Origin of the sequence: Corynebacterium sp. S5S1, assembly GCF_001913985.1 — a bacterium.
GTDB classification, from domain to species: domain Bacteria; phylum Actinomycetota; class Actinomycetes; order Mycobacteriales; family Mycobacteriaceae; genus Corynebacterium; species Corynebacterium marquesiae.
Genome location: NZ_MKXT01000011.1, coordinates 38,898 through 55,984, shown reverse-complemented (window position 1 = coordinate 55,984; position 17,087 = coordinate 38,898). Strand labels below are relative to the sequence as shown.

20 protein-coding genes are annotated in these 17,087 nt (G+C 62.9%); 6 read left to right on the top strand and 14 right to left on the bottom strand.

The features are described from left to right. Positions 1-388: 388 nt before the first annotated feature. From BKN05_RS05950 to dapE, 7 genes are read right to left on the bottom strand one after another with little or no spacing between them, the layout of a single operon-like run. On the bottom strand, positions 389-1,255 hold the full coding sequence (locus BKN05_RS05950) for a methyltransferase domain-containing protein (RefSeq protein WP_286688203.1): 867 nt from the start codon (positions 1,253-1,255) through the stop codon (positions 389-391). 9 nt (positions 1,256-1,264) lie between these two features. Further along, positions 1,265-1,432 (bottom strand): DUF3117 domain-containing protein, encoded by a 168-nt coding sequence (locus BKN05_RS05945; protein WP_005323535.1) that lies wholly within the window; start codon positions 1,430-1,432, stop codon positions 1,265-1,267. Between the two features lie 12 nt (positions 1,433-1,444). Further along, positions 1,445-1,738 (bottom strand): DivIVA domain-containing protein, encoded by a 294-nt coding sequence (locus BKN05_RS05940; protein ID WP_198492840.1) that lies wholly within the window; start codon positions 1,736-1,738, stop codon positions 1,445-1,447. 3 nt (positions 1,739-1,741) lie between these two features. Beyond that, positions 1,742-2,464, bottom strand: a complete 723-nt coding sequence (locus BKN05_RS05935) for a glucosyl-3-phosphoglycerate synthase (protein WP_198492839.1) — start codon at positions 2,462-2,464, stop codon at positions 1,742-1,744. Further along, positions 2,461-3,273: a dihydropteroate synthase gene (gene folP, locus BKN05_RS05930; RefSeq protein ID WP_286688204.1), complete on the bottom strand. Its 813-nt coding sequence runs from the start codon at positions 3,271-3,273 to the stop codon at positions 2,461-2,463. Before folP ends, BKN05_RS05935 begins: the two co-directional genes overlap by 4 nt. 14 nt (positions 3,274-3,287) lie before the next feature. Next, positions 3,288-4,052: an LOG family protein gene (locus BKN05_RS05925; RefSeq protein WP_198492838.1), complete on the bottom strand. Its 765-nt coding sequence runs from the start codon at positions 4,050-4,052 to the stop codon at positions 3,288-3,290. Positions 4,053-4,055: 3 nt separating this feature from the next. Beyond that, entirely contained in the window at positions 4,056-5,144 is a 1,089-nt protein-coding gene (gene dapE, locus BKN05_RS05920) for a succinyl-diaminopimelate desuccinylase (RefSeq protein WP_198492837.1), read from the bottom strand. A gap of 89 nt (positions 5,145-5,233) precedes the next feature. On the opposite strand from dapE, the gene BKN05_RS05915 reads away from it, so the two are divergent. From BKN05_RS05915 to BKN05_RS05890, 6 genes are all read left to right on the top strand, one after another. After that, positions 5,234-6,592, top strand: a complete 1,359-nt coding sequence (locus tag BKN05_RS05915; protein WP_198492836.1) for an amino acid permease — start codon at positions 5,234-5,236, stop codon at positions 6,590-6,592. Positions 6,593-6,609: 17 nt separating this feature from the next. After that, a complete protein-coding gene (gene dapD, locus BKN05_RS05910; protein WP_198492835.1) occupies positions 6,610-7,581 on the top strand; it encodes a 2,3,4,5-tetrahydropyridine-2,6-dicarboxylate N-succinyltransferase in 972 nt (323 codons plus the stop codon). A 99-nt stretch (positions 7,582-7,680) separates the two neighbouring features. Next, positions 7,681-9,012 carry an amino acid permease gene (locus tag BKN05_RS05905; RefSeq protein ID WP_232619544.1) on the top strand — a complete coding sequence of 444 codons (1,332 nt, stop codon included), beginning with the start codon at positions 7,681-7,683 and terminating at the stop codon, positions 9,010-9,012. 352 nt (positions 9,013-9,364) lie between these two features. Continuing rightward, complete coding sequence (locus tag BKN05_RS05900) at positions 9,365-10,225, top strand: type IV toxin-antitoxin system AbiEi family antitoxin domain-containing protein (RefSeq protein ID WP_286688202.1); 861 nt, start codon at positions 9,365-9,367, stop codon at positions 10,223-10,225. Between the two features lie 54 nt (positions 10,226-10,279). Further along, positions 10,280-10,489 (top strand): helix-turn-helix transcriptional regulator, encoded by a 210-nt coding sequence (locus BKN05_RS05895; protein WP_049377975.1) that lies wholly within the window; start codon positions 10,280-10,282, stop codon positions 10,487-10,489. After that, positions 10,482-10,964, top strand: a complete 483-nt coding sequence (locus BKN05_RS05890) for a transcriptional regulator (RefSeq protein WP_198492832.1) — start codon at positions 10,482-10,484, stop codon at positions 10,962-10,964. Before BKN05_RS05895 ends, BKN05_RS05890 begins: the two co-directional genes overlap by 8 nt. A 283-nt stretch (positions 10,965-11,247) precedes the next feature. On the opposite strand, the gene BKN05_RS05885 is transcribed toward BKN05_RS05890, so the two are convergent. The 7 genes from BKN05_RS05885 to BKN05_RS05855 are packed head-to-tail and all read right to left on the bottom strand — an operon-like array spanning position 11,248 to position 17,010. Beyond that, a complete protein-coding gene (locus BKN05_RS05885) occupies positions 11,248-11,811 on the bottom strand; it encodes a GtrA family protein (protein WP_198492831.1) in 564 nt (187 codons plus the stop codon). Positions 11,812-11,841: 30 nt separating this feature from the next. After that, entirely contained in the window at positions 11,842-12,717 is an 876-nt protein-coding gene (locus BKN05_RS05880; RefSeq protein WP_286688201.1) for a pseudouridine synthase, read from the bottom strand. After that, positions 12,674-13,762, bottom strand: a complete 1,089-nt coding sequence (gene dapC, locus BKN05_RS05875; RefSeq protein ID WP_286688200.1) for a succinyldiaminopimelate transaminase — start codon at positions 13,760-13,762, stop codon at positions 12,674-12,676. Before dapC ends, BKN05_RS05880 begins: the two co-directional genes overlap by 44 nt. A 3-nt stretch (positions 13,763-13,765) precedes the next feature. Further along, a complete protein-coding gene (gene fdxA, locus BKN05_RS05870; protein ID WP_286688199.1) occupies positions 13,766-14,089 on the bottom strand; it encodes a ferredoxin in 324 nt (107 codons plus the stop codon). 53 nt (positions 14,090-14,142) lie between these two features. Beyond that, the gene (locus BKN05_RS05865; protein ID WP_284838991.1) at positions 14,143-14,520 is read right to left on the bottom strand and encodes a hypothetical protein; all 378 of its coding nucleotides are present in this window, start codon (positions 14,518-14,520) and stop codon (positions 14,143-14,145) included. Beyond that, positions 14,520-15,389, bottom strand: coding sequence for a PIG-L family deacetylase (locus tag BKN05_RS05860; protein ID WP_286688198.1), 870 nt, complete (start codon positions 15,387-15,389; stop codon positions 14,520-14,522). The genes BKN05_RS05865 and BKN05_RS05860 overlap by 1 nt, the downstream gene beginning before the upstream one ends. Further along, on the bottom strand, positions 15,379-17,010 hold the full coding sequence (locus BKN05_RS05855; protein ID WP_286688197.1) for an ABC transporter family substrate-binding protein: 1,632 nt from the start codon (positions 17,008-17,010) through the stop codon (positions 15,379-15,381). The genes BKN05_RS05860 and BKN05_RS05855 overlap by 11 nt, the downstream gene beginning before the upstream one ends. Between the last annotated feature and the right edge of the window lie 77 nt (positions 17,011-17,087).

Here is a 17,087-nt window from a genome sequence, read left to right as displayed (position 1 = left end):
GGCTCCTAGGCACGCCTAAGAAACTACTCCCAAGACTGTGCTCGTCAACATCGGTCTGGCACTTGACAAAAACATAGGGACACCCCCCAACACCACCCCCGCCCTTCGCGCTCACCGACGCAGCCGCCCACCGCGGTTCCGCTCCCCTCAGTGAGCGGCAAGGGCGGGATTGCGCTTTTCGGCCTCACTCCGCTGGGCCGCGTCTCCTCTCGCTCCCTCACACGCGTCCCTCGCGCTCACGGGAAGATGCTGGGACGTCGGAAAGCGTGTGCCGGTGAGCGGCAAGGGCGAAACCTCCCCTCGCGCTCACTGGGGAGACGAAAAGAACCACCCCACGCGCTTCCGGTGAGCGCGAAGGGCGGTGGAGGTGGCTGTGGCCGGCTGGGAGCTAGACGGCGCGGAGGCGATCCAAGCGGGCGCGGGCGGTGACCGTGAGCGTCGGGGGCAGCGCGGCCATGCGCTCGGCGAGTTCGCCGGCGCTGATGTGGCGCGCGGACGGGCTCATGCCCACCTGAGCGGCGACGGAGGCCTTATCAAGCTCAATGGGGAACGAGATATCGACCGGGTCGGCCGCCTGCTCGAGGAAGCCCTCGGCCTGCTCATACATGCGCTCGACCTTGCCTTCTTCCACGCCGAGGATGCCGAGCGGCTCGCGCAGCTCATCCAGGTGTCCAGCGCCGGGCGTCAAGACGATGACCTGGCCGCCCGGGGCGAGCACGCGTTGGAATTCGGCGGGATTGCGCGGGGCGAAGACTACGGAGATTGCGTCGACGGACTCATCCCGGATGGGCAGGCGCTCCCATACATCGGCCACGACGGCGCCGACGCGCGGGTGGCACTTGGCCAAGTGTTTCGCGGCGTGCGGGGAAATGTCGAGGCCGACGCCGCGGGCCTCCGCGATGGAGTCCAGAGTATGAGCCAGGTAGTAGCCGGTGCCGGCGCCCACCTCGAGGAGGGAGGCGGGCTTGGACTCAGCCAAGGAGGCGGAATCCAGTGCGTCTTGGACGGCCCCGGTTACCGTCTCAACGAAGGGCGCGAAGTGGCCCATGGCCAGATAGGCCTCACGGGCGTTGACCATATCCATGTCATCGCCCTTGTGCTTGAGCCCGGCGCCGGCGGCAAGGGTGACATAGCCCTGCTTGGCCACATCAAAAGAGTGGCCGGATTCCGAGACGAGTCGAGAGAAATCATCGGCACCAGAAAGCGCGGTGCCATCGTTGGGATCGGCCAAGATGTCGACGATATGAGAAAGCATGTACTTAGACTAGCTAGAAACCTCGGTCAACAGAGAACCGAGCTCGGCGGCTTCGTCCTTGCTCAGCTCGATGACGATGCGTCCGCCACCATCCGAGGGGATGCGCATCACAATTTTGCGGGACTCCTCTACTGCTTCCATTTCTCCGCCCGTGGTGCGCGGCTTCATTGCTGCCATAGTGAGTCTCCTTTAGTTAACTTCTTTTCCTTCCAGCTTAGACCTTTTCTGCGCGGAAGATAGTTGTTCCTCCAGTTGCGCGAGAAGATCGTCCACCTGATCCTGGCGGTATCCACGGGGAACAACCTCAAATTTTACCTGGTCAAGGCGGCCTTCGCGGAGGGCAGCGCGGTTATTTTCCCGCACCTTCTGCGGCTCGTCGAGCGGGTACATGACCTCGCCGCGGCCAAAAATGGAGCCCCAAACCCAGGTGCCGATGACGGTCAGGGCGATCAGGACGAGGAGGAGCATAATCCAAGACAGCATGGCTTAAACCTTACCTTTTAGCGGCGGGCGTTGAGCAACGGGCGTGAGGACCCCGGCGCGGGCGAGCAGCGTGCGCGCGACTACCTCGGCCATCGGCGCCAGCTCGTGCAGCGGCCGGTTGCGGTGTACCCGCGTGCCTAGGTCCACCTGTGCTACTGTGCCCCGCTTGCCGACGTCCACCATTAGCCCCGCTTCCACCCCATACCCCTCCACGAAGGGCAGTTCTAGGGCGGTGGCGCGGCGCAGGGCGTATTCGCCTCCGAGGGGCTGATCGATGTGGGCGAGATCGGGAAAGAACTGCTTGATGAGCGGCTTGGCAGTCAGTTCAGTCACGCGGCCGCCGCCGGTGGGCTGGCCGTTGAGGCTGCGGCGGTAGCGGGCTTTGACCATCTCCACCGCGGGGTCGGCGAAGGGCGCGGCCAAGGCCGAGACCATGCCGGGCGCGGCGGATTCGAGGTCGGCGTCGACAAAGACGACGATATCTCCCTTCGCCGCGGCAACCCCGCGCCAGAGGGATTCGCCCTTACCGGGTCGCGGTTTCTCTGGGAGGATATCGCGCCAATTGCGCACCTCCGCTCCGGCAGCGGCAGCGCGGGAGGCGGTGGCGTCGGTGGAGTCGGCGTCGATGACGAGCACCTCGAGCGGTTCATCGGCCAGGCAGGCGCGCACGACGTCTGCGACGGTGCCCTCCTCGTTGAGCGCTGGAATGATTACGGAGACGCTCATGCAAGGCCTCGCGTGGTTGCTAGCGGGGCCGCCTCGCCTTGGATGGCGGCGGTCATGCGGATGACATCGGCGGTCTCGGCCACCTCGTGCACGCGAAAGGCGGCCACGCCGCGGGCGGCGGACCACGCGGTGGCGGCCAGGGTGCCGGCCACGCGCTCGCCTACCCCGCGGTCGAGCGTCTCGCCCACGAAGTCCTTATTGGATAGCGCCATGAGTACCGGCCAGCCGGTGGCCACGACCTCGTCGATACGCCGCAGGAGCTCGAGCCCGTGAAAGGTGTTCTTGCCAAAGTCATGCGTCGGATCGATGAAGGTCAGTTCCTCCGGGCAGCCGAGGGAGGCGGCGCGCTCGGCCAATTGGGTGGTTTCCGCGATGACATCGGCCACCACGTCGTCGAAGTGGACGCGATGCGGCCTGGTGCGCGGGGTGATGCCGCCGGTGTGCGAACACACGTAGCCCACACGGTGGTGGCCGGCGACCTCGATGAGCTCGGGATCCCAACCGGCCCAGTTATCATTGACCAGGCCGGCGCCGGCGGCGATGGCGGCCTCTGCCACCTCGCTGCGCCAGGTATCGACGGAGATGAGCACATCCGGGTGGCGCTCGTGCACCTTCTCGATGATCGGCACCACGCGGTCGATTTCCTCCGCCGCGTCCACGGCCTTGCCGGGGCCAGCCTTCACGCCACCAATATCGACGATTGACGCACCGGCCGCAATCACCTCATCGCAGCGGCGCAGCGCTGGGTCAAGGTCAAAGGTTGCGCCCTTGTCATAGAAGGAATCCGGGGTGCGATTGACAATCGCCATCACACGCGCGAGGCTCAACGCGGCTCCCTGATGCGCTTATCGCTCATGACTTGGTGGCGCTGGATGATGTGGGAGAGGGCCTCATCGGGGTCGTCGGTAAGCAGGAAAAGCTCCCGGTCACCCTCGTTGATATAGCCACTGGCCGCGAGCGTGTTGTCCATCCATTCCAGCAGGCCGGACCAGTACTCGGTACCCATGAGCACGATGGGGTAATTGGTCACCTTGCCGGTCTGCACCATGCACATGACCTCGAAGAACTCATCCATCGTGCCCATGCCACCAGGTAGGCAAATGAAGGCCTGCGAGTACTTCAAGAACATCGTCTTGCGAGCAAAGAAGTAGCGGAAATTCAGGCCCAGATCCACATACTCGTTAAGCCCCTGCTCGTGGGGAAGCTCGATGCCCAAGCCCACGGAGAGCCCGCCGGCCTCATGGGCGCCGCGGTTGGCCGCCTCCATGATGCCGGGGCCGCCGCCGGTGATGACGGCATAGGAGTGCTCGGCCAGCTTGCGGCCGACCTCGACGCCCAGCTGGTAGCTCGCATCCTCGGGCGTGGTGCGCGCGGAGCCGAAGACGGTGACGGCCTTCGGCAGCTTGGAAAGCGCATCGAAGCCGGCGACGAACTCGCCTTGGATGCGCAGGACGCGCCACGGATCAGCATGCTGCCACTCATGGTCCGCGCCGGACTCCAAGAGCCGCTGATCAAAGGTGGAGGCCTGCTCGCCTTCGGTACGCAGCAACATCGGGCCGCGCAGGGTACGCATCTGCTCAGGGGTCATGGTCTATCCCTTCAGGTAGTTCAGGAGGGCGGTGGATACTTCGGTGATCTGCGCGGTGGGGACCTGTTCGTCCTTCTTATGCGCAAACCCAGGGTCACCAGCGCCGAAGTTTACTGCCGGGGTGCCCATTTCGGAGAAGCGGGCGACGTCGGTCCAGCCGTACTTGGCGCGGACGTTGCCCCCGACGGCGTCGATAAGAGCCTTGGCCGCTGGCTGGCCCAAACCGGGCTGGGCGGCCGGTGCGATGTCGTCGATCTCGATGGTGACGTCTTCTTCCTCACCGATGATGGACTTCATATACTCCAGCGCCTCGTCGCTCGTGCGGTCCGGCGCGAAGCGGAAGTTTACAAACATCCACGCCTCATCCGGCAGCGTATTGGTGGCCACGCCGGACTCGAGGTGGACGATGTTGAGGCCCTCGCGGTAGGTGCAGCCATCGATGGTGACATCGCGGGACTCATAGCCGGCGATACGGCTCATGATGGGCGCGAGCTTGTGCGCTGCGTTGGAACCGAGCCAGGCGCGGGCCGAGTGTGCGCGGGTGCCGTGGGCGGTAACGCGCAGGCGGATGGAGCCCTGGCAACCGGCCTCCACCATGGCGCCGGAGGGCTCGCCCAGCAGCGCGAAATCGCCCTCGAGCCACTCCGGGTGGTCCTTTTGCAGGTGGCCCAGGCCATTAAATTCAGTGGCTACTTCTTCGCCCTCATAAGCGATGACGGTGAGGTCATGCTTTAGCTCATCCGCTTCGTGCAGCTGGGCAAAGGCATTGAGGTAGACGGCCATGCCAGACTTCATATCCACGGTGCCGCAGCCCCACATAATCTCTACCCCGTCTTCAGAGGTTTCCATGTGATGCGGTACATTTTCTGCCAACGGAACGGTATCAATGTGGCCGGCGAGTACTACGCGGGAATCGAGCCCGCGATTCGTCCGGGCGCACACGGTATTGCCGTAGCGGGCAACCTCGACGTCCAATCCGCGCAGCGCTTCTTCGATGGCGTCTGCGATGGCCTCCTCATGGTGGGAGGGGCTCGGAATATCCACGAGCGCCTTGGTTAGTTCGATGGGGTCTGCATATAGATCTAAAGTCACAAATTGCCATGCTAGCGCTCCGCGCAGCTCACCGCATTGTGTAAAGTTCACTTCACTGCAAATAATTCGTCCTCCCTAAGGTGATAACAATGGCCGAAGCCACTCAATTGAAATCCCGTCATCTCACGATGATGGGCCTTGGCTCCGCCGTGGGCGCAGGCCTCTTCCTCGGCGTGGGCCTCGGCATCCAGATTTCCGGCACCTCCGTCCTCATCTCCTATGCCGTAGCCGGCGCGCTCATCGCACTGGTGATGTGGATGCTGGGTGAAATGGCAGCCGCCCGCCCCTCTTTGGGGTCATTTTCCACCTACGCCGGCCAGGCCTTCGGTCACTGGGCGCGCTTTACCATGGGGTGGATTTACTGGTTCATGCTGATCATGGTCATGGGCGCCGAAATCACCGGCGCGGCCGCCATCATTTCCAACTGGTTCGATATTGCCCCGTGGATTCCAGCGCTTATTGCCGTGGCCTTCTTCGCGGTGGTCAACTTCGCGGCCGTGGGCGGTTTTGGTGAGTTCGAGTTCTGGTTCGCCATCATCAAGGTCGGAGTCATCGTCGCCTTCCTAGTCATCGGCGCACTCATGGCGCTGGGCATCCTGCCGGGCATGGATGTCTCCTTGGCCGGTACCAATTTCACCGATAATTTCCTGCCTAATGGCATGCCGGGCTTCGCCGCCGGATTGCTGGCCGTCGCCTTTGCCTTCGGCGGCATCGAGCTGGTGACCATCGCGGCCGCCGAGTCCGAGGATCCGGCGCATAACGTCGCCACCGCGGTGCGCGCCATCATCGTGCGCATCATGATTTTCTACATCGGCTCTATCGTGGTGATCACCATGGCGCTGCCGTTTAGCTCCATCCAGGACGCCGATGTCGCGGCCGATTCCCCCTTCACCCTAGTGCTCGCGGCCGCCAAGATTCCCTTCGCGGCAGGCTTCATGGAGGCCATTATCGCCCTCGCCCTGCTCTCCGCCTTCAACGCGCAGATTTACGCCACCTCCCGCCTGGTCTTTGATATGGCCAAGGACCACTGCGCCCCGGGGTTTTTCCTCAAACAAAATCGCGCCGGCTCCCCCATCAACGCAGTCATCTTGTCCATGGTCTTCGCCTTCGCTTCGGTGGGTCTACAGTTCTGGAACCCGCCGGGACTCCTGGCATTCCTCTTCAACGCCGTTGGCGGGTGCCTGCTGGTCATCTGGTCCTTCATCGTGGCTTCCTTTATTAAGCTGCACCCCGTGCTGCGCAAGAACGGCGAGCTGACGGAAATCCACGTGCCCGGCTTCCCCTGGCTGCCCTGGATCACGGCCGCCGCCCTGGGCGGGCTAACCCTGCTGATGCTCTTTGATCCGGCCGCGCGCAACCAGGTCATCTCGGTTCTCATCCTGGCTGCGGTGCTCGTCATCTTGTCCTTTGTGCTTCCCACCGGCCAGCGCGCGGGGGCGCAGAAATAGTTGCTAAGCTAGCGGGCATGACTTCTGCATCCGCACGCGGCCTAGCAACCATTACCCATGACGGCACCGTCTTGGACGTATGGTTCCCGGCCGTCTACACCGATAAGAACGTAGAGACCACCGAAACCAAGCGCTTGGAGGAGGTCCCCCAGCAGTTCTCCGCGCTGGCAGGCCCGGACGAGGAGCGCGGCGTGGCCCGCGTTGCCGTTGAGACCTCCATCAAGGATCTGGATGACGCCCCCGTCGATACCTACGATGCTTACCTGCGCCTGCACCTCCTGTCCCACCGCGCGGTCAAGCCACACGGCCTGAATATGGATGGTATCTTCGGCCACCTCAATAACGTGGTCTGGACCAACTACGGTCCGTGCGCCGTGTCCGATTTCCAGATGGTGCGCGGCCGCCTAGCTTCCCGTGGCCCGGTCGTTGTTTACTCCGTGGATAAGTTCCCGCGCATGGTGGACTACGTTGTTCCTTCCGGCGTCCGCATTGGTGACGCAGACCGCGTACGCCTAGGCGCCCACTTGGCTGAGGGCACCACCGTCATGCACGAGGGCTTCGTCAACTTCAACGCCGGCACTTTGGGCGCCTCCATGGTGGAGGGCCGCATCTCCGCAGGCGTCGTCGTGGGCGATGGCTCCGATATCGGCGGCGGCGCGTCCATCATGGGCACCCTATCCGGCGGCGGCAAGGAGATCATCTCCATCGGCGAGCGCTGCCTCCTCGGCGCCAACTCCGGCATCGGCATTTCGCTTGGCGACGACGCCGTGGTCGAAGCCGGCCTCTACGTCACCGCCGGCACCAAGGTAACCGTCTTTGGCAAGGTCGCGGAAGCACTCGGCGTCGGCAATGGCGAGAACGTCAAGGGCTCCCAGCTCTCCGGCGCCTCCGGCATGCTGCTGCGCCGCAACTCCGTCTCCGGTGCGGTTGAGGCCGTGGAGTGGAAGTCCGAGGCCGTCGCGCTTAACGACGAGCTGCACAAGAATTAATACCCCCGATTCCTATAGACCAATCGGGCAAAATAAGATGGAGGGGTGACTGATAACTCCTCCACCCTCGGTTCTGGTCTGAAGGTCCGCCACCTGACGATGATGGGGCTAGGCTCCACCATCGGTGCCGGACTTTTCTTGGGCACCGGCGTCGGCATTTCCGCCGCCGGCCCCGCCGTGCTCCTCGCCTACGTCATCGCTGGCTTTCTGGCCATTTTGGTGATGCAGATGCTGGGCGAGATGGGCACCGTTATCCCCGCCTCCGGCTCCTTTTCCGAATACGCCGAACACGGCATCGGCCGCTGGGCGGGCTTTACCCAGGGCTGGATTTATTGGCTAGCCACCGTCGCCGTCCTTGGCGCCGAAATCACCGGCGCGGCCGGCTTCATTGGCTCTTGGTTCAACGTCTCGCCGTGGATCCCCGCCGCCGTCTGCGTGGTCCTCTTCGGCATCATCAATCTGCTGCGCGTGCGCAGCTTCGGCGAATTCGAGTATTGGTTCGCCCTCATCAAGGTCATCGTAATCGTGGCCTTTCTCATTATCGGCGCGCTGCTCATCCTAGGCCTCCTGCCCGGCCATTCCTTCATCGGCACCTCCGTCTTTCTAGAGGACGGCTTCATGCCCAATGGCCTCGGCGGCGTCGCGGCCGGCCTGCTCGCAGTAGCCTTCGCCTTCGGCGGCATCGAGGTGGTCGCCATCGCTTCTGCCGAATCCGAGGACCCAGAGAAGTCCCTGGTCAATGCCGTGCGCTCGACCATCCTGCGCATTTCTGTGTTCTACTTGGGCTCCGTCCTCGTCATCACGTTCCTCCTGCCCTATTCCATCCTGGGCGGTGCCTCCACGGCCGCGGAATCGCCCTTCACCATGGTTCTCGAACGTGCCGGCATCCCGGGCGCGGCCGGTATCATGGAAGTCGTCATCGTGCTCGCGCTACTCTCCGCCTTCAACTCGCAGATCTACGCCTCCTCCCGCATGATGCACTCCCTAGCCTCCCGCGGCGAGGCCCCGCGCATCTTCACCACCACCAATAAGGACGGCGTTCCCACCACCGCCATCGGCCTGTCCGTCCTCCTCTCGGCCGTCATGGTCGTGCTCAACTACGCCGATACCGGTTGGCTTCTTACCTTCATGCTCAACGCCGCCGGCGCCTCCCTGCTCATCGTCTGGGTCTTCATCGCTGTCAGCCAGCTGCGCCTGCGCCGCCAGCTCGAGGCCCTCCACCCGCTGCCCATCCGCATGTGGGCCTTCCCCTACCTCACTTGGTTCGCCCTCGCCGTCTTTGCGGCCATCGCGGTGCTCATGCTTACCGACGCCACCGCCCGCACCCAACTCCTCTCCGCCGCGGCCATGTTCGCGGTGCTCGCTCTCGCCGGCGTCATCAATTCCAAGGTTCGCGGCATCAACCCGACCTCGACGCTGCCTCTCACCTAGCCCCCTACCCCAGGGGGCTCACCTCGCCCCTTCCCTCCACCCTCGGCCACGCCCCGCCCTTGCACACCCCCGCCTTTGGCCACTCCCCGCCCTTCGCGCTCACCGGCACGAGGCGGGGTCTCTCTTTTTCATCACCTGGTGAGCGCCAAGGGCGAGCTCTGCCCACGACCCTCCCGCCGCGCTCACGGGGACCACAAATCGGGACCGCCCGGGGCCGCCGGTGAGCGCGAAGGGCAGTTATCCACAGCCGTCCAGACCACGCAGCGGAAGATTGCCCCCGAGCCCCGGGTTATCCACAGGATGCCGCGACGCGCATAGCTTCAGCCCAACACGACCGCTTAGGTTAAGCCCCATGGGGGAATGGACTACCGCGGAACTACGCGGGCAAGGTTTGAGCAAGGATGCGATTCGTCGCAAGGTACGCGAGGGGAAACTCTTTCGCGTGCATCGGGGGATTTATACCGATGAATGGACGCCCTGGGCGGTGGCGCGAGCGCTGGCGCATGGGCTCAGCCGCATCCATTTCACGGGAAAGACGGCGCAGGAGATTTACCTCGGCCGGCAGCTGACTTTTCCTCTGGAAGCGGAGGGACCGCGCACCTTGAAGGGCAAGAATTTTCGCGTTTCACACTCGCGACTTCAAGCCAGGCACAAGGTCAACGGCCTTCCGGTGGTGCAACCCTTGTGGGCCGCGCGTAGGATTTCGCGTGCGTGCAGGCCTCTTTTGGAAGAACATTACCGGGGAAAGCACGGACCCGGCCGTCTAGAAACGGACCGTCGGCGAATGCGACGCGTCCCGAATTCTCTAAAGGAGACGATTCGGCACGCTGCGATTGGAGCGGATAGCCCGCCGGAGCGCACTTTAAGCAGAAAGCTGCGCACTGTAGGAATTTTCCCAGAACACAATGCTCTCATTGCTGGGTACCGCTTTGATCTCAGGATTGGAAGGCTCCTGGTGGAGGTCGATGGCTGGGAATACCACAAACACAGCGTGGCCTTTCAAGCTGACCGCTCCAAACAAAACGCGGCCGTCGCCCACGGGTATACGGTCTTACGCTTTACTGCCGACGACATCAACTACCACCTCAGCGAAGCCATCCTGCTTATCAAAGCCACTCTTGACGTGCTAAAAGGGCGCAACCCTGAGCTTCCGTACTCAGCAACTCAGCCCTACTGGACATGGCACCTATGCGTACAACCCTTGCCGAATTGACAATTATTCTTTACACTTGGACATGCAAGAATGACATACAGTAAAGGAGACCAGATGGCCGACCATCCCAACATGGTCCGCAAGTGGCGCCGCTGGCTCGAATTATCACAAGCCGAACTCGCTGAAAAAGCCGGCGTCTCCCGCCAGACCATTGCCAATATCGAACGGGGCAATTACTCCCCTTCCGTGCACCTCGCGCTGGACATTTGCCACGAACTAGGTAAATCCGTCGAAGAAATCTTTGGAGCCGAACAACATGATTAACGCCATCGCCAACTACACCCAAACTGAAATTGAACGCGCCACTCGCGATGAATTCGAACGCGAGACGCTCTACAAAGCCAGCGCAATTGCCATCACTCTCATCCCATTCCTCGAGCTCGTCGTCGCCGCAATCCTCGCCTGGGTCCTCCCCGGCCGAATGAGCATGCTGTGCTTCCTCGCGCTCGTACCGTCCATCCTGGGCAACACGATCGGCACCGCGTGGATGCGTCAACGCGTCGCCACCCCACCGGTGGGCCGAAATTGGACCGCAATGGCCGTCTACTTCATCCCGCTCATCGCCATGTTCGTCGGCATTGCCTATAACGCCTACGCGCCTGCCGACGGCCACAACCCCGCCTCTTACCTCCTCGGCACTGCCGTCGGCGCCATCGCCGTGCTTATCCTCACCCCCTTCATCCGTCGCCGCCAGCACCGCCGCGACCAGGCTCGCCTGGATGCCGAGCTCGAAGACTAACCTCTCGGCCCTCACCCCGCCCTTCGCGCTCACCGCAGAGGGCGGGATTACTCGTTTTGTCTTCCCGGTGAGCGTCAAGGGCTAAGTCTTTCCCTTCGCGCCCACCGGGAACCAGATTTCTGCCTCCACCGCTTCTTCCAGTGAGCGGGAAGGGCGCTTTGCTTGCCGACGCCTCCCTTGCCGCTCACCGACTGCCAAAAATATCCCCGCCGCCTCACGCGGGTGAGCGCGAAGGGCGGCGGGGCTCGGGCCATGGAGCGCCGCGACCGCGTAGGCAGCAGCGCTAGGCGGGCTCTGCGTGGTCGACAACCTGCGGGGGCTTAGGCTTGGAGCGGAAGGTCCACAACTTGTTAATAACGAAGTTGATAGGCATCGCCACGATGATAGAAATCGCATTTGCCCAGTAATACATAGTGCGCAGGCCGCTGGAATCATCCAGAATATCGGCCGGCAGATGCAGCGGAGAGGTGGGATTCATTAAAAAGTGCTGGATAGCAATGGAAACGAGGAATGCCCCGAGTCCGGTAAGTAGGAACGGGAAGAAGCCGCGCAGCCAGGAAACCTTAGTTACGGATTTGAAAGTCCACATGCGGTTGAGTTGGTAGTTCCACGTATTCGCGACCAAGAAAGCGATAGTGGAATACAGCATGAACCAGCGCAGGTGAAATTGGGTTCCGAAGAGGTTGACCAGCGGGTCATTGGGCATCGCTTCGAAGAACGCCCAGCCGCATTTTTTGGCGATGACTGAGGCAACCAAGTTCACTAGGGTTCCCGAACCGCCAACGATGCCGAATTTGAGAAACTGCCCAAAATTGGACACAAAGCGCGCGACGCTGAGGTCTGCCATGGGCCGCCTTTCTAGCCAGTGATTAAATAACTACTCGATTGTAGTTCTTAAGGCCTGGGAACTGAAAAATTGACTCTCGGAATGTGATAGAGGATCTATAAAAGTTATAGCCTCGTGGAGCAGGGCGAGCGGGGTTCGGAAGTCATAGAGGTCAAGCTCACGCGGGGTGGGATAGGTATCATCGCCGAGCAGCGGGTGGCCGAGGTAATTGAGCAGCACTCGCAGTTGGTGGGTATGGCCGGTCCGCGGCCACATGGTCACCTCCCGGCCGGCGGCGCGCACAAACGTGGAGGTGGGCGTGCCGTCAGGGACGACGAGCACTTGGCGCGAGCCGCGGGGCTTGCGCATACGCAGGGCAATTTCCCGGTCCACATAAAGCGGCCGCTTGACGACGCCCCGATACCTCTTCACCGCACTCCCCTCCAGGAAGATGCGCTGGTAGGCGGCGCGGGTTTCGGGATTGCGGGAGCAGATGACGAGGCCAGCGGTCAGGCGATCCAGGCGGTGCAGAGGTACGATGCCGTCTTCGCCAAAATCTACGCGCAGGCGGGTTTGCAGCGTTTCGCGCTGGAGGCGGCCGTTGGTGGTCGTGGGCAGGAAGTGCGGCTTATCGGCCACGATGAAGTCGCGGTCGGCGTGGACCACGGAGTAGTCGAAAGGAATCGGGCGCTCCGGCGGCACCGCAGGGTGGTACCAGGCGGGCACGGGGTGCGGGAGTGCGGCGCCGGGCGGCAGCGCGGTGCCGGGCGAAAAGGGAGAGTCGCCGGCACGGGCGGCGAAGTACTCCCCTTCCTCTGGCACGCGGCCGCGCAGAACCGTTTTGCGCGGGGAAATGCCCGCGCGGGCGGGAGGCCTCCCGGAATTAGGCACCGGCGAGGCGGTCCACGGCGGCATCGATGCGCTCATCGGTGCCATTGAGGCCGATGCGCACATGCTTCTCGCCGGCCGGACCGTAGAAGTCACCGGGGGCCGCGAGGATGCCACGCTCTGCAAGCCAGTCGATGGTCTCGCGGCAGTTCTCGCCCCGGGTGGCCCACAGGTACAGGCCGGCATCGGAGTGGTCGATGGTAAAGCCGGCGTCGACAAGCGCGTGCATGAGCACCGCACGGCGGGAAGCGTAGCGGTTGCGCTGGAGGGCTTCGGTGTCGTCGTCGTTTAGCGCGGCGACCATGGCGGCCTGGATGGGACCTGGAACAATGAGGCCGGCGTGCTTGCGCAGTTGGAGCAGCTCAGCAATGAGGTCATTATCACCCGCGAAGAAGCCGGCGCGGTAAGAGGCCATATTCGCGGTCTTGGACAGCGAATGCATGGCGATAAGCCCGGTGTTATCGCCATCGGTCACGCGCGGATCAAGGATGGATACCGGCGGGTTATCGTCATTCCATCCCAAGCTCATATAGCACTCATCGGAGGCGATGATGGCGCCGGTCTCGCGCGCCCACGCCACGATGCGGCGCAGCTCCTCCACGCCGAGCACACGGCCGGTGGGATTGGACGGCGAATTCAAAAAGACCAGGGAGGCGTCTTGGAAATCGGAATCCGCGCGCAGCGGCGTGGCGCCGGCGAGCAGGGCGCCCACCTCGTAGGTGGGATAGGCCACCGAGGGGAAGGCGACGGTCTCGCCGCGCATTCCCAGAAGCGTGGGCAGCCAGGCGATGGCCTCTTTGGTGCCGACCACCGGCAGTACGCGGTCCACCTGCATGTTATAGCGGCGAGTGAGCGCGGCGGCGATAGCCTCGCGCAGTTCCGGGGTGCCGGCGGTCTGCGGGTAACCAGGGTCCTGCGCGGCTGCGGTCAACGCAAGCTGCACGCCCGGGGATACAGGGTCAACGGGGTTGCCCACCGAGAGGTCAACGATTCCACCCGGGTGGGCCTGGGCCTTCTTCTTGGCGCCGGCCAGCGAATCCCAGGGGAAGTCTGGAAGCGTCTTTCCTAGCGGTGTGCGTGCCATGTCTTACTCCTGATTCTGTGGCGGAAGCGCGGCAATCATCGGGACGTCAAAGTCCTGTGGCCCAAGGGCCGCCGCGCCGCCCGGGGAGCCTAGGTCATCGAAGAAGGCCGCGTTGGCGTCGTTGTAGTCCAGCCACTCATCGGGAACGTCATCCTCGTAGAAGATGGCCTCAACCGGGCAAGCCGGCTCGCAGGCACCGCAGTCCACGCACTCATCTGGGTGGATGTAGAGCATGCGCTTGCCCTCGTAGATGCAGTCAACAGGGCATTCCTCAACGCAGCCGCGGTCCATTATGTCAACGCAAGGCTGTGCGATCGTATAAGTCATGGAGATTCCTTGAAACTTCCTGATGTCACGGATTTGGGATGTTTAACAGTATGTCACTTCTGCTTGAAAAATGGCCAAACGCCCCCGCCTATCCCGGCCAAAAGCAGGAACAGGCTGAGAATATTATTGGCCAAGAGCATGTCTCCTGTCATCGGTACGAGGAGCATGAAGGCAAAAAAGCCCAGGCACCAGACGATGAGCGGGATGGCGCCGACCATCGGTGCGGGGCTCCATAGCCGGGCGGTGCGGGTGAGCACGGAGTTAAACCACCACGCAAGCAGGATGGTGATGGGAAAAGCCACGCTCGCGCCGTTAGATAGCGGAATGCGCGCAGTAAGGTAGATGACCTCGAGGAAGACCGAGAGTAAGGCGCCGATGGCCAGCCACACTAGGCCGGTGACCTGCTCGCCGCGGCTATAATCCGTGCGCATTACAGGCCACCCAGCAGGTCATCGGCCGGCTCGCCCTGGCCCAGCTGGAAGTACTCGGCGCGCAGCAACGGCATGACCAGCAGGTTGGATAGACCATAGGCCCCGGGCACGTGCTCGGGTTCATGGAGCGCGGCCACGGCGGCCTCGGGGTTGGTGCGGGTGGTGGAGCCATCGGCCACCCAGATTTGGGAGGCGTGGGCGCGCATGGCGCTGCGCTTGGCGTCAAGGGCGGCGTCGGAAAGAGCGACGGTGACATCCGCGCCCTCGTTGGTGAAATTGTCTAGGTACTCCTGGCTGGGCTTGGTCCACCCTGCCGGCGCATCGAGGGTGTCTAGGCCGGCATAGTTAGCGGCGCGTTCAAAAATGCCGTACCAAATGCGCGTGCTTGGCGACGCCGCCTTCATCACCGCCTTATGCACCGCAATGTGGTCGGGGTGCCCGTAGCCGCCATCGGGTCCGTAGGTCAAGATGGCGTGGGGGTGAATCGCCTCGAGCTCGTCGCTCAGGAAATCGGCCGCCTCCTGGATGCGATTGACCAGTGCACACGGGTTTTCGTGCGAGGGAGAGCCCGCCATACCGGAGTCGCGGAAATGCCCGAAAGCGCCCAATTGAACTCCCTTGACGCCTAGGGCATCGAGGGCATTGGCCAATTCGCGGGCGCGGAAACCACCGAGCTGATCATGATCGGCCAGACCCTGGTAAGGCTCACCAATGACCTCGCCGTCCTCGCCCAAAGTGAGCGTGATGACGGTGACTTCGGCGCCGCGTGCGGCTAGAGTTGCCAGGGTGCCACCCATAAAGAGGGTTTCATCATCCGGGTGGGCGTGCACTGCCACCACGCGATAGCCGGTTAAGTCCTTAGTCTTCATCTATCCTCCAGCGGGGCGCGGTGATAAGACCCTCGTCCCAATCATCAATGCTTTGGCCGGGGCCTACAATACCCTCCCCGAGCGCGTGGATACGCGTCTCATCCACCAAAGGCACGTAGAGGGCCTCCTTAGAGTTCACGTCGCGAATGCGGCCGAGGGCTGCCTTCGGGCTCATGGCGCCGGACAAAATCTCCTCGCGAATCTCATCCGCGTTCTCCGGGCAGATTCCGGACAGATCGCCGGCGAGCGGCTGCTTGTCATCACAGCTGAAGATATTTGCTGCGGCCACCGAGTTCAGGGAGATATCCTCCCAAGTCACCACGGCATCCACCTCCCCTTCTGGCAAGAGCTTGGAGGTGATGGTGGTCAGGCGCTCGGAGACCACTTCGGCGTCGATACCGTGGGCTTCGAGGATGTCGTAGAGCGTAGTGGCTGCGGCCAAGGCCGTGGGGCTGGTGGGGTCTACCGCAAAGCGAATCGGCTCTTTACTAGCGCGGGTGCGCAGCGCAGTGAGATCCGCGTCCTTACTTATAGGGTTATTCCCCGGCTCAAGGTTGGAAGCGCGGCCGGTGGCCAAACGCGCGACCTGGTCCGTGTCAATCAGCGAGGCCAATCCGCGGCGTGCTGCCCTTTCTTCTAGTGCTCCATCCGCGGTGGACATGTGCAGGCGCAGTTGGCGCGGGCGGGTCAGGGCTTTATCGGAAACATGCCCTAAAAGGCCCAGTGCCTCCTGGGAGGTTTGATCCGGGGTAAAGTCCGCGAAACCAATCTGCCCGGAGCGCAGCATATTGAGCGCCTGGGTGCTATCGCGCACTTCGCGCAGCTGAATGACGTCCACCTGCGCCGGATTAGCGCCCCAGAAGCGGTCGTTCCGGTTCAAGGTAATGACTCCGCGGCCGCGATCCACGCTATCGACGAGGAAGCGCCCGGCCGATGCTGGAATCTTATCGGCTAAGGCAGAGCCAAAGTTATCGTCCTGCAGCAGGTGGGAAGGCAGTAGGTTATGGAAAAGCAGGTGCCAATCTTTCACCTTCTGGGAAAAGTCCACGGTGACTACGCGGCCGCCATCGGAGGTATTGACGGCCGATATGGCGTGGTAGCCGGCGGGATCGCGCACACCGGCGGTAGTGGTCATCTGCTTCCACAGGTAGCTAAAGTCCGCGCCAGAAATGGGTGTGCCATCGGACCATTGTGCGGGCGAGGCAATGACGTAACGCACCCGTTGCGCCACGCCCTTTGGAGCGGTGACCTCAGAGGCGGATTCGAGGATATCGGCGTCCCTTTGCCCGTGGTGGAACGCCGAGGGCAGCACCAGTTCTGCAATCTGGTCGACCAGCTCGGAGTTATTGGCCACTAGGTGCGGGTTCAATCCCGCGCGAAGGGGGTCCACGCCCACCGAGATGGTGGGGCGCTTGGCGGAGTCGGCATCCTCCGGCTGCTCTTCTTCCGGGGTAGCCGTGGTGGTAGTCTGATCTTCTTGCAGCGCGGAGGCATTATCCTCCACCACCGGTGGTGGGCCGGGGTTGGCCGCGCAGGCGCTAAGGAAGGCAAGGCTGGCGGTGCTCAGTACCGCAGCGATTGCCGACGCCGCGCGCCTTGGTGAAGCCGGATTCTTTTTCATCGCGGACTACTTTAGTCCCTCTACCCCGCCGAAACGAAGATTATTGGCGCTAGACTCGGCCATAGACCGCTACTTTT

Excerpts from the sequence above, each read along its gene's own strand:
- BKN05_RS05950 (WP_286688203.1), bottom strand. The coding sequence starts at position 1,255 with ATGCTTTCTCATATCGTCGACATCTTGGCCGATCCCAACGATGGCACC.
- BKN05_RS05945 (WP_005323535.1), bottom strand. The coding sequence starts at position 1,432 with ATGGCAGCAATGAAGCCGCGCACCACGGGCGGAGAAATGGAAGCAGTA.
- BKN05_RS05940 (WP_198492840.1), bottom strand. The coding sequence starts at position 1,738 with ATGCTGTCTTGGATTATGCTCCTCCTCGTCCTGATCGCCCTGACCGTC.
- BKN05_RS05935 (WP_198492839.1), bottom strand. The coding sequence starts at position 2,464 with ATGAGCGTCTCCGTAATCATTCCAGCGCTCAACGAGGAGGGCACCGTC.
- folP (WP_286688204.1), bottom strand. The coding sequence starts at position 3,273 with ATGGCGATTGTCAATCGCACCCCGGATTCCTTCTATGACAAGGGCGCA.
- BKN05_RS05925 (WP_198492838.1), bottom strand. The coding sequence starts at position 4,052 with ATGACCCCTGAGCAGATGCGTACCCTGCGCGGCCCGATGTTGCTGCGT.
- BKN05_RS05915 (WP_198492836.1), top strand. The coding sequence starts at position 5,234 with ATGGCCGAAGCCACTCAATTGAAATCCCGTCATCTCACGATGATGGGC.
- dapD (WP_198492835.1), top strand. The coding sequence starts at position 6,610 with ATGACTTCTGCATCCGCACGCGGCCTAGCAACCATTACCCATGACGGC.
- BKN05_RS05905 (WP_232619544.1), top strand. The coding sequence starts at position 7,681 with ATGATGGGGCTAGGCTCCACCATCGGTGCCGGACTTTTCTTGGGCACC.
- BKN05_RS05900 (WP_286688202.1), top strand. The coding sequence starts at position 9,365 with ATGGGGGAATGGACTACCGCGGAACTACGCGGGCAAGGTTTGAGCAAG.
- BKN05_RS05895 (WP_049377975.1), top strand. The coding sequence starts at position 10,280 with ATGGCCGACCATCCCAACATGGTCCGCAAGTGGCGCCGCTGGCTCGAA.
- BKN05_RS05890 (WP_198492832.1), top strand. The coding sequence starts at position 10,482 with ATGATTAACGCCATCGCCAACTACACCCAAACTGAAATTGAACGCGCC.
- BKN05_RS05885 (WP_198492831.1), bottom strand. The coding sequence starts at position 11,811 with ATGGCAGACCTCAGCGTCGCGCGCTTTGTGTCCAATTTTGGGCAGTTT.
- BKN05_RS05880 (WP_286688201.1), bottom strand. The coding sequence starts at position 12,717 with ATGAGCGCATCGATGCCGCCGTGGACCGCCTCGCCGGTGCCTAATTCC.
- dapC (WP_286688200.1), bottom strand. The coding sequence starts at position 13,762 with ATGGCACGCACACCGCTAGGAAAGACGCTTCCAGACTTCCCCTGGGAT.
- fdxA (WP_286688199.1), bottom strand. The coding sequence starts at position 14,089 with ATGACTTATACGATCGCACAGCCTTGCGTTGACATAATGGACCGCGGC.
- BKN05_RS05865 (WP_284838991.1), bottom strand. The coding sequence starts at position 14,520 with ATGCGCACGGATTATAGCCGCGGCGAGCAGGTCACCGGCCTAGTGTGG.
- BKN05_RS05860 (WP_286688198.1), bottom strand. The coding sequence starts at position 15,389 with ATGAAGACTAAGGACTTAACCGGCTATCGCGTGGTGGCAGTGCACGCC.
- BKN05_RS05855 (WP_286688197.1), bottom strand. The coding sequence starts at position 17,010 with ATGAAAAAGAATCCGGCTTCACCAAGGCGCGCGGCGTCGGCAATCGCT.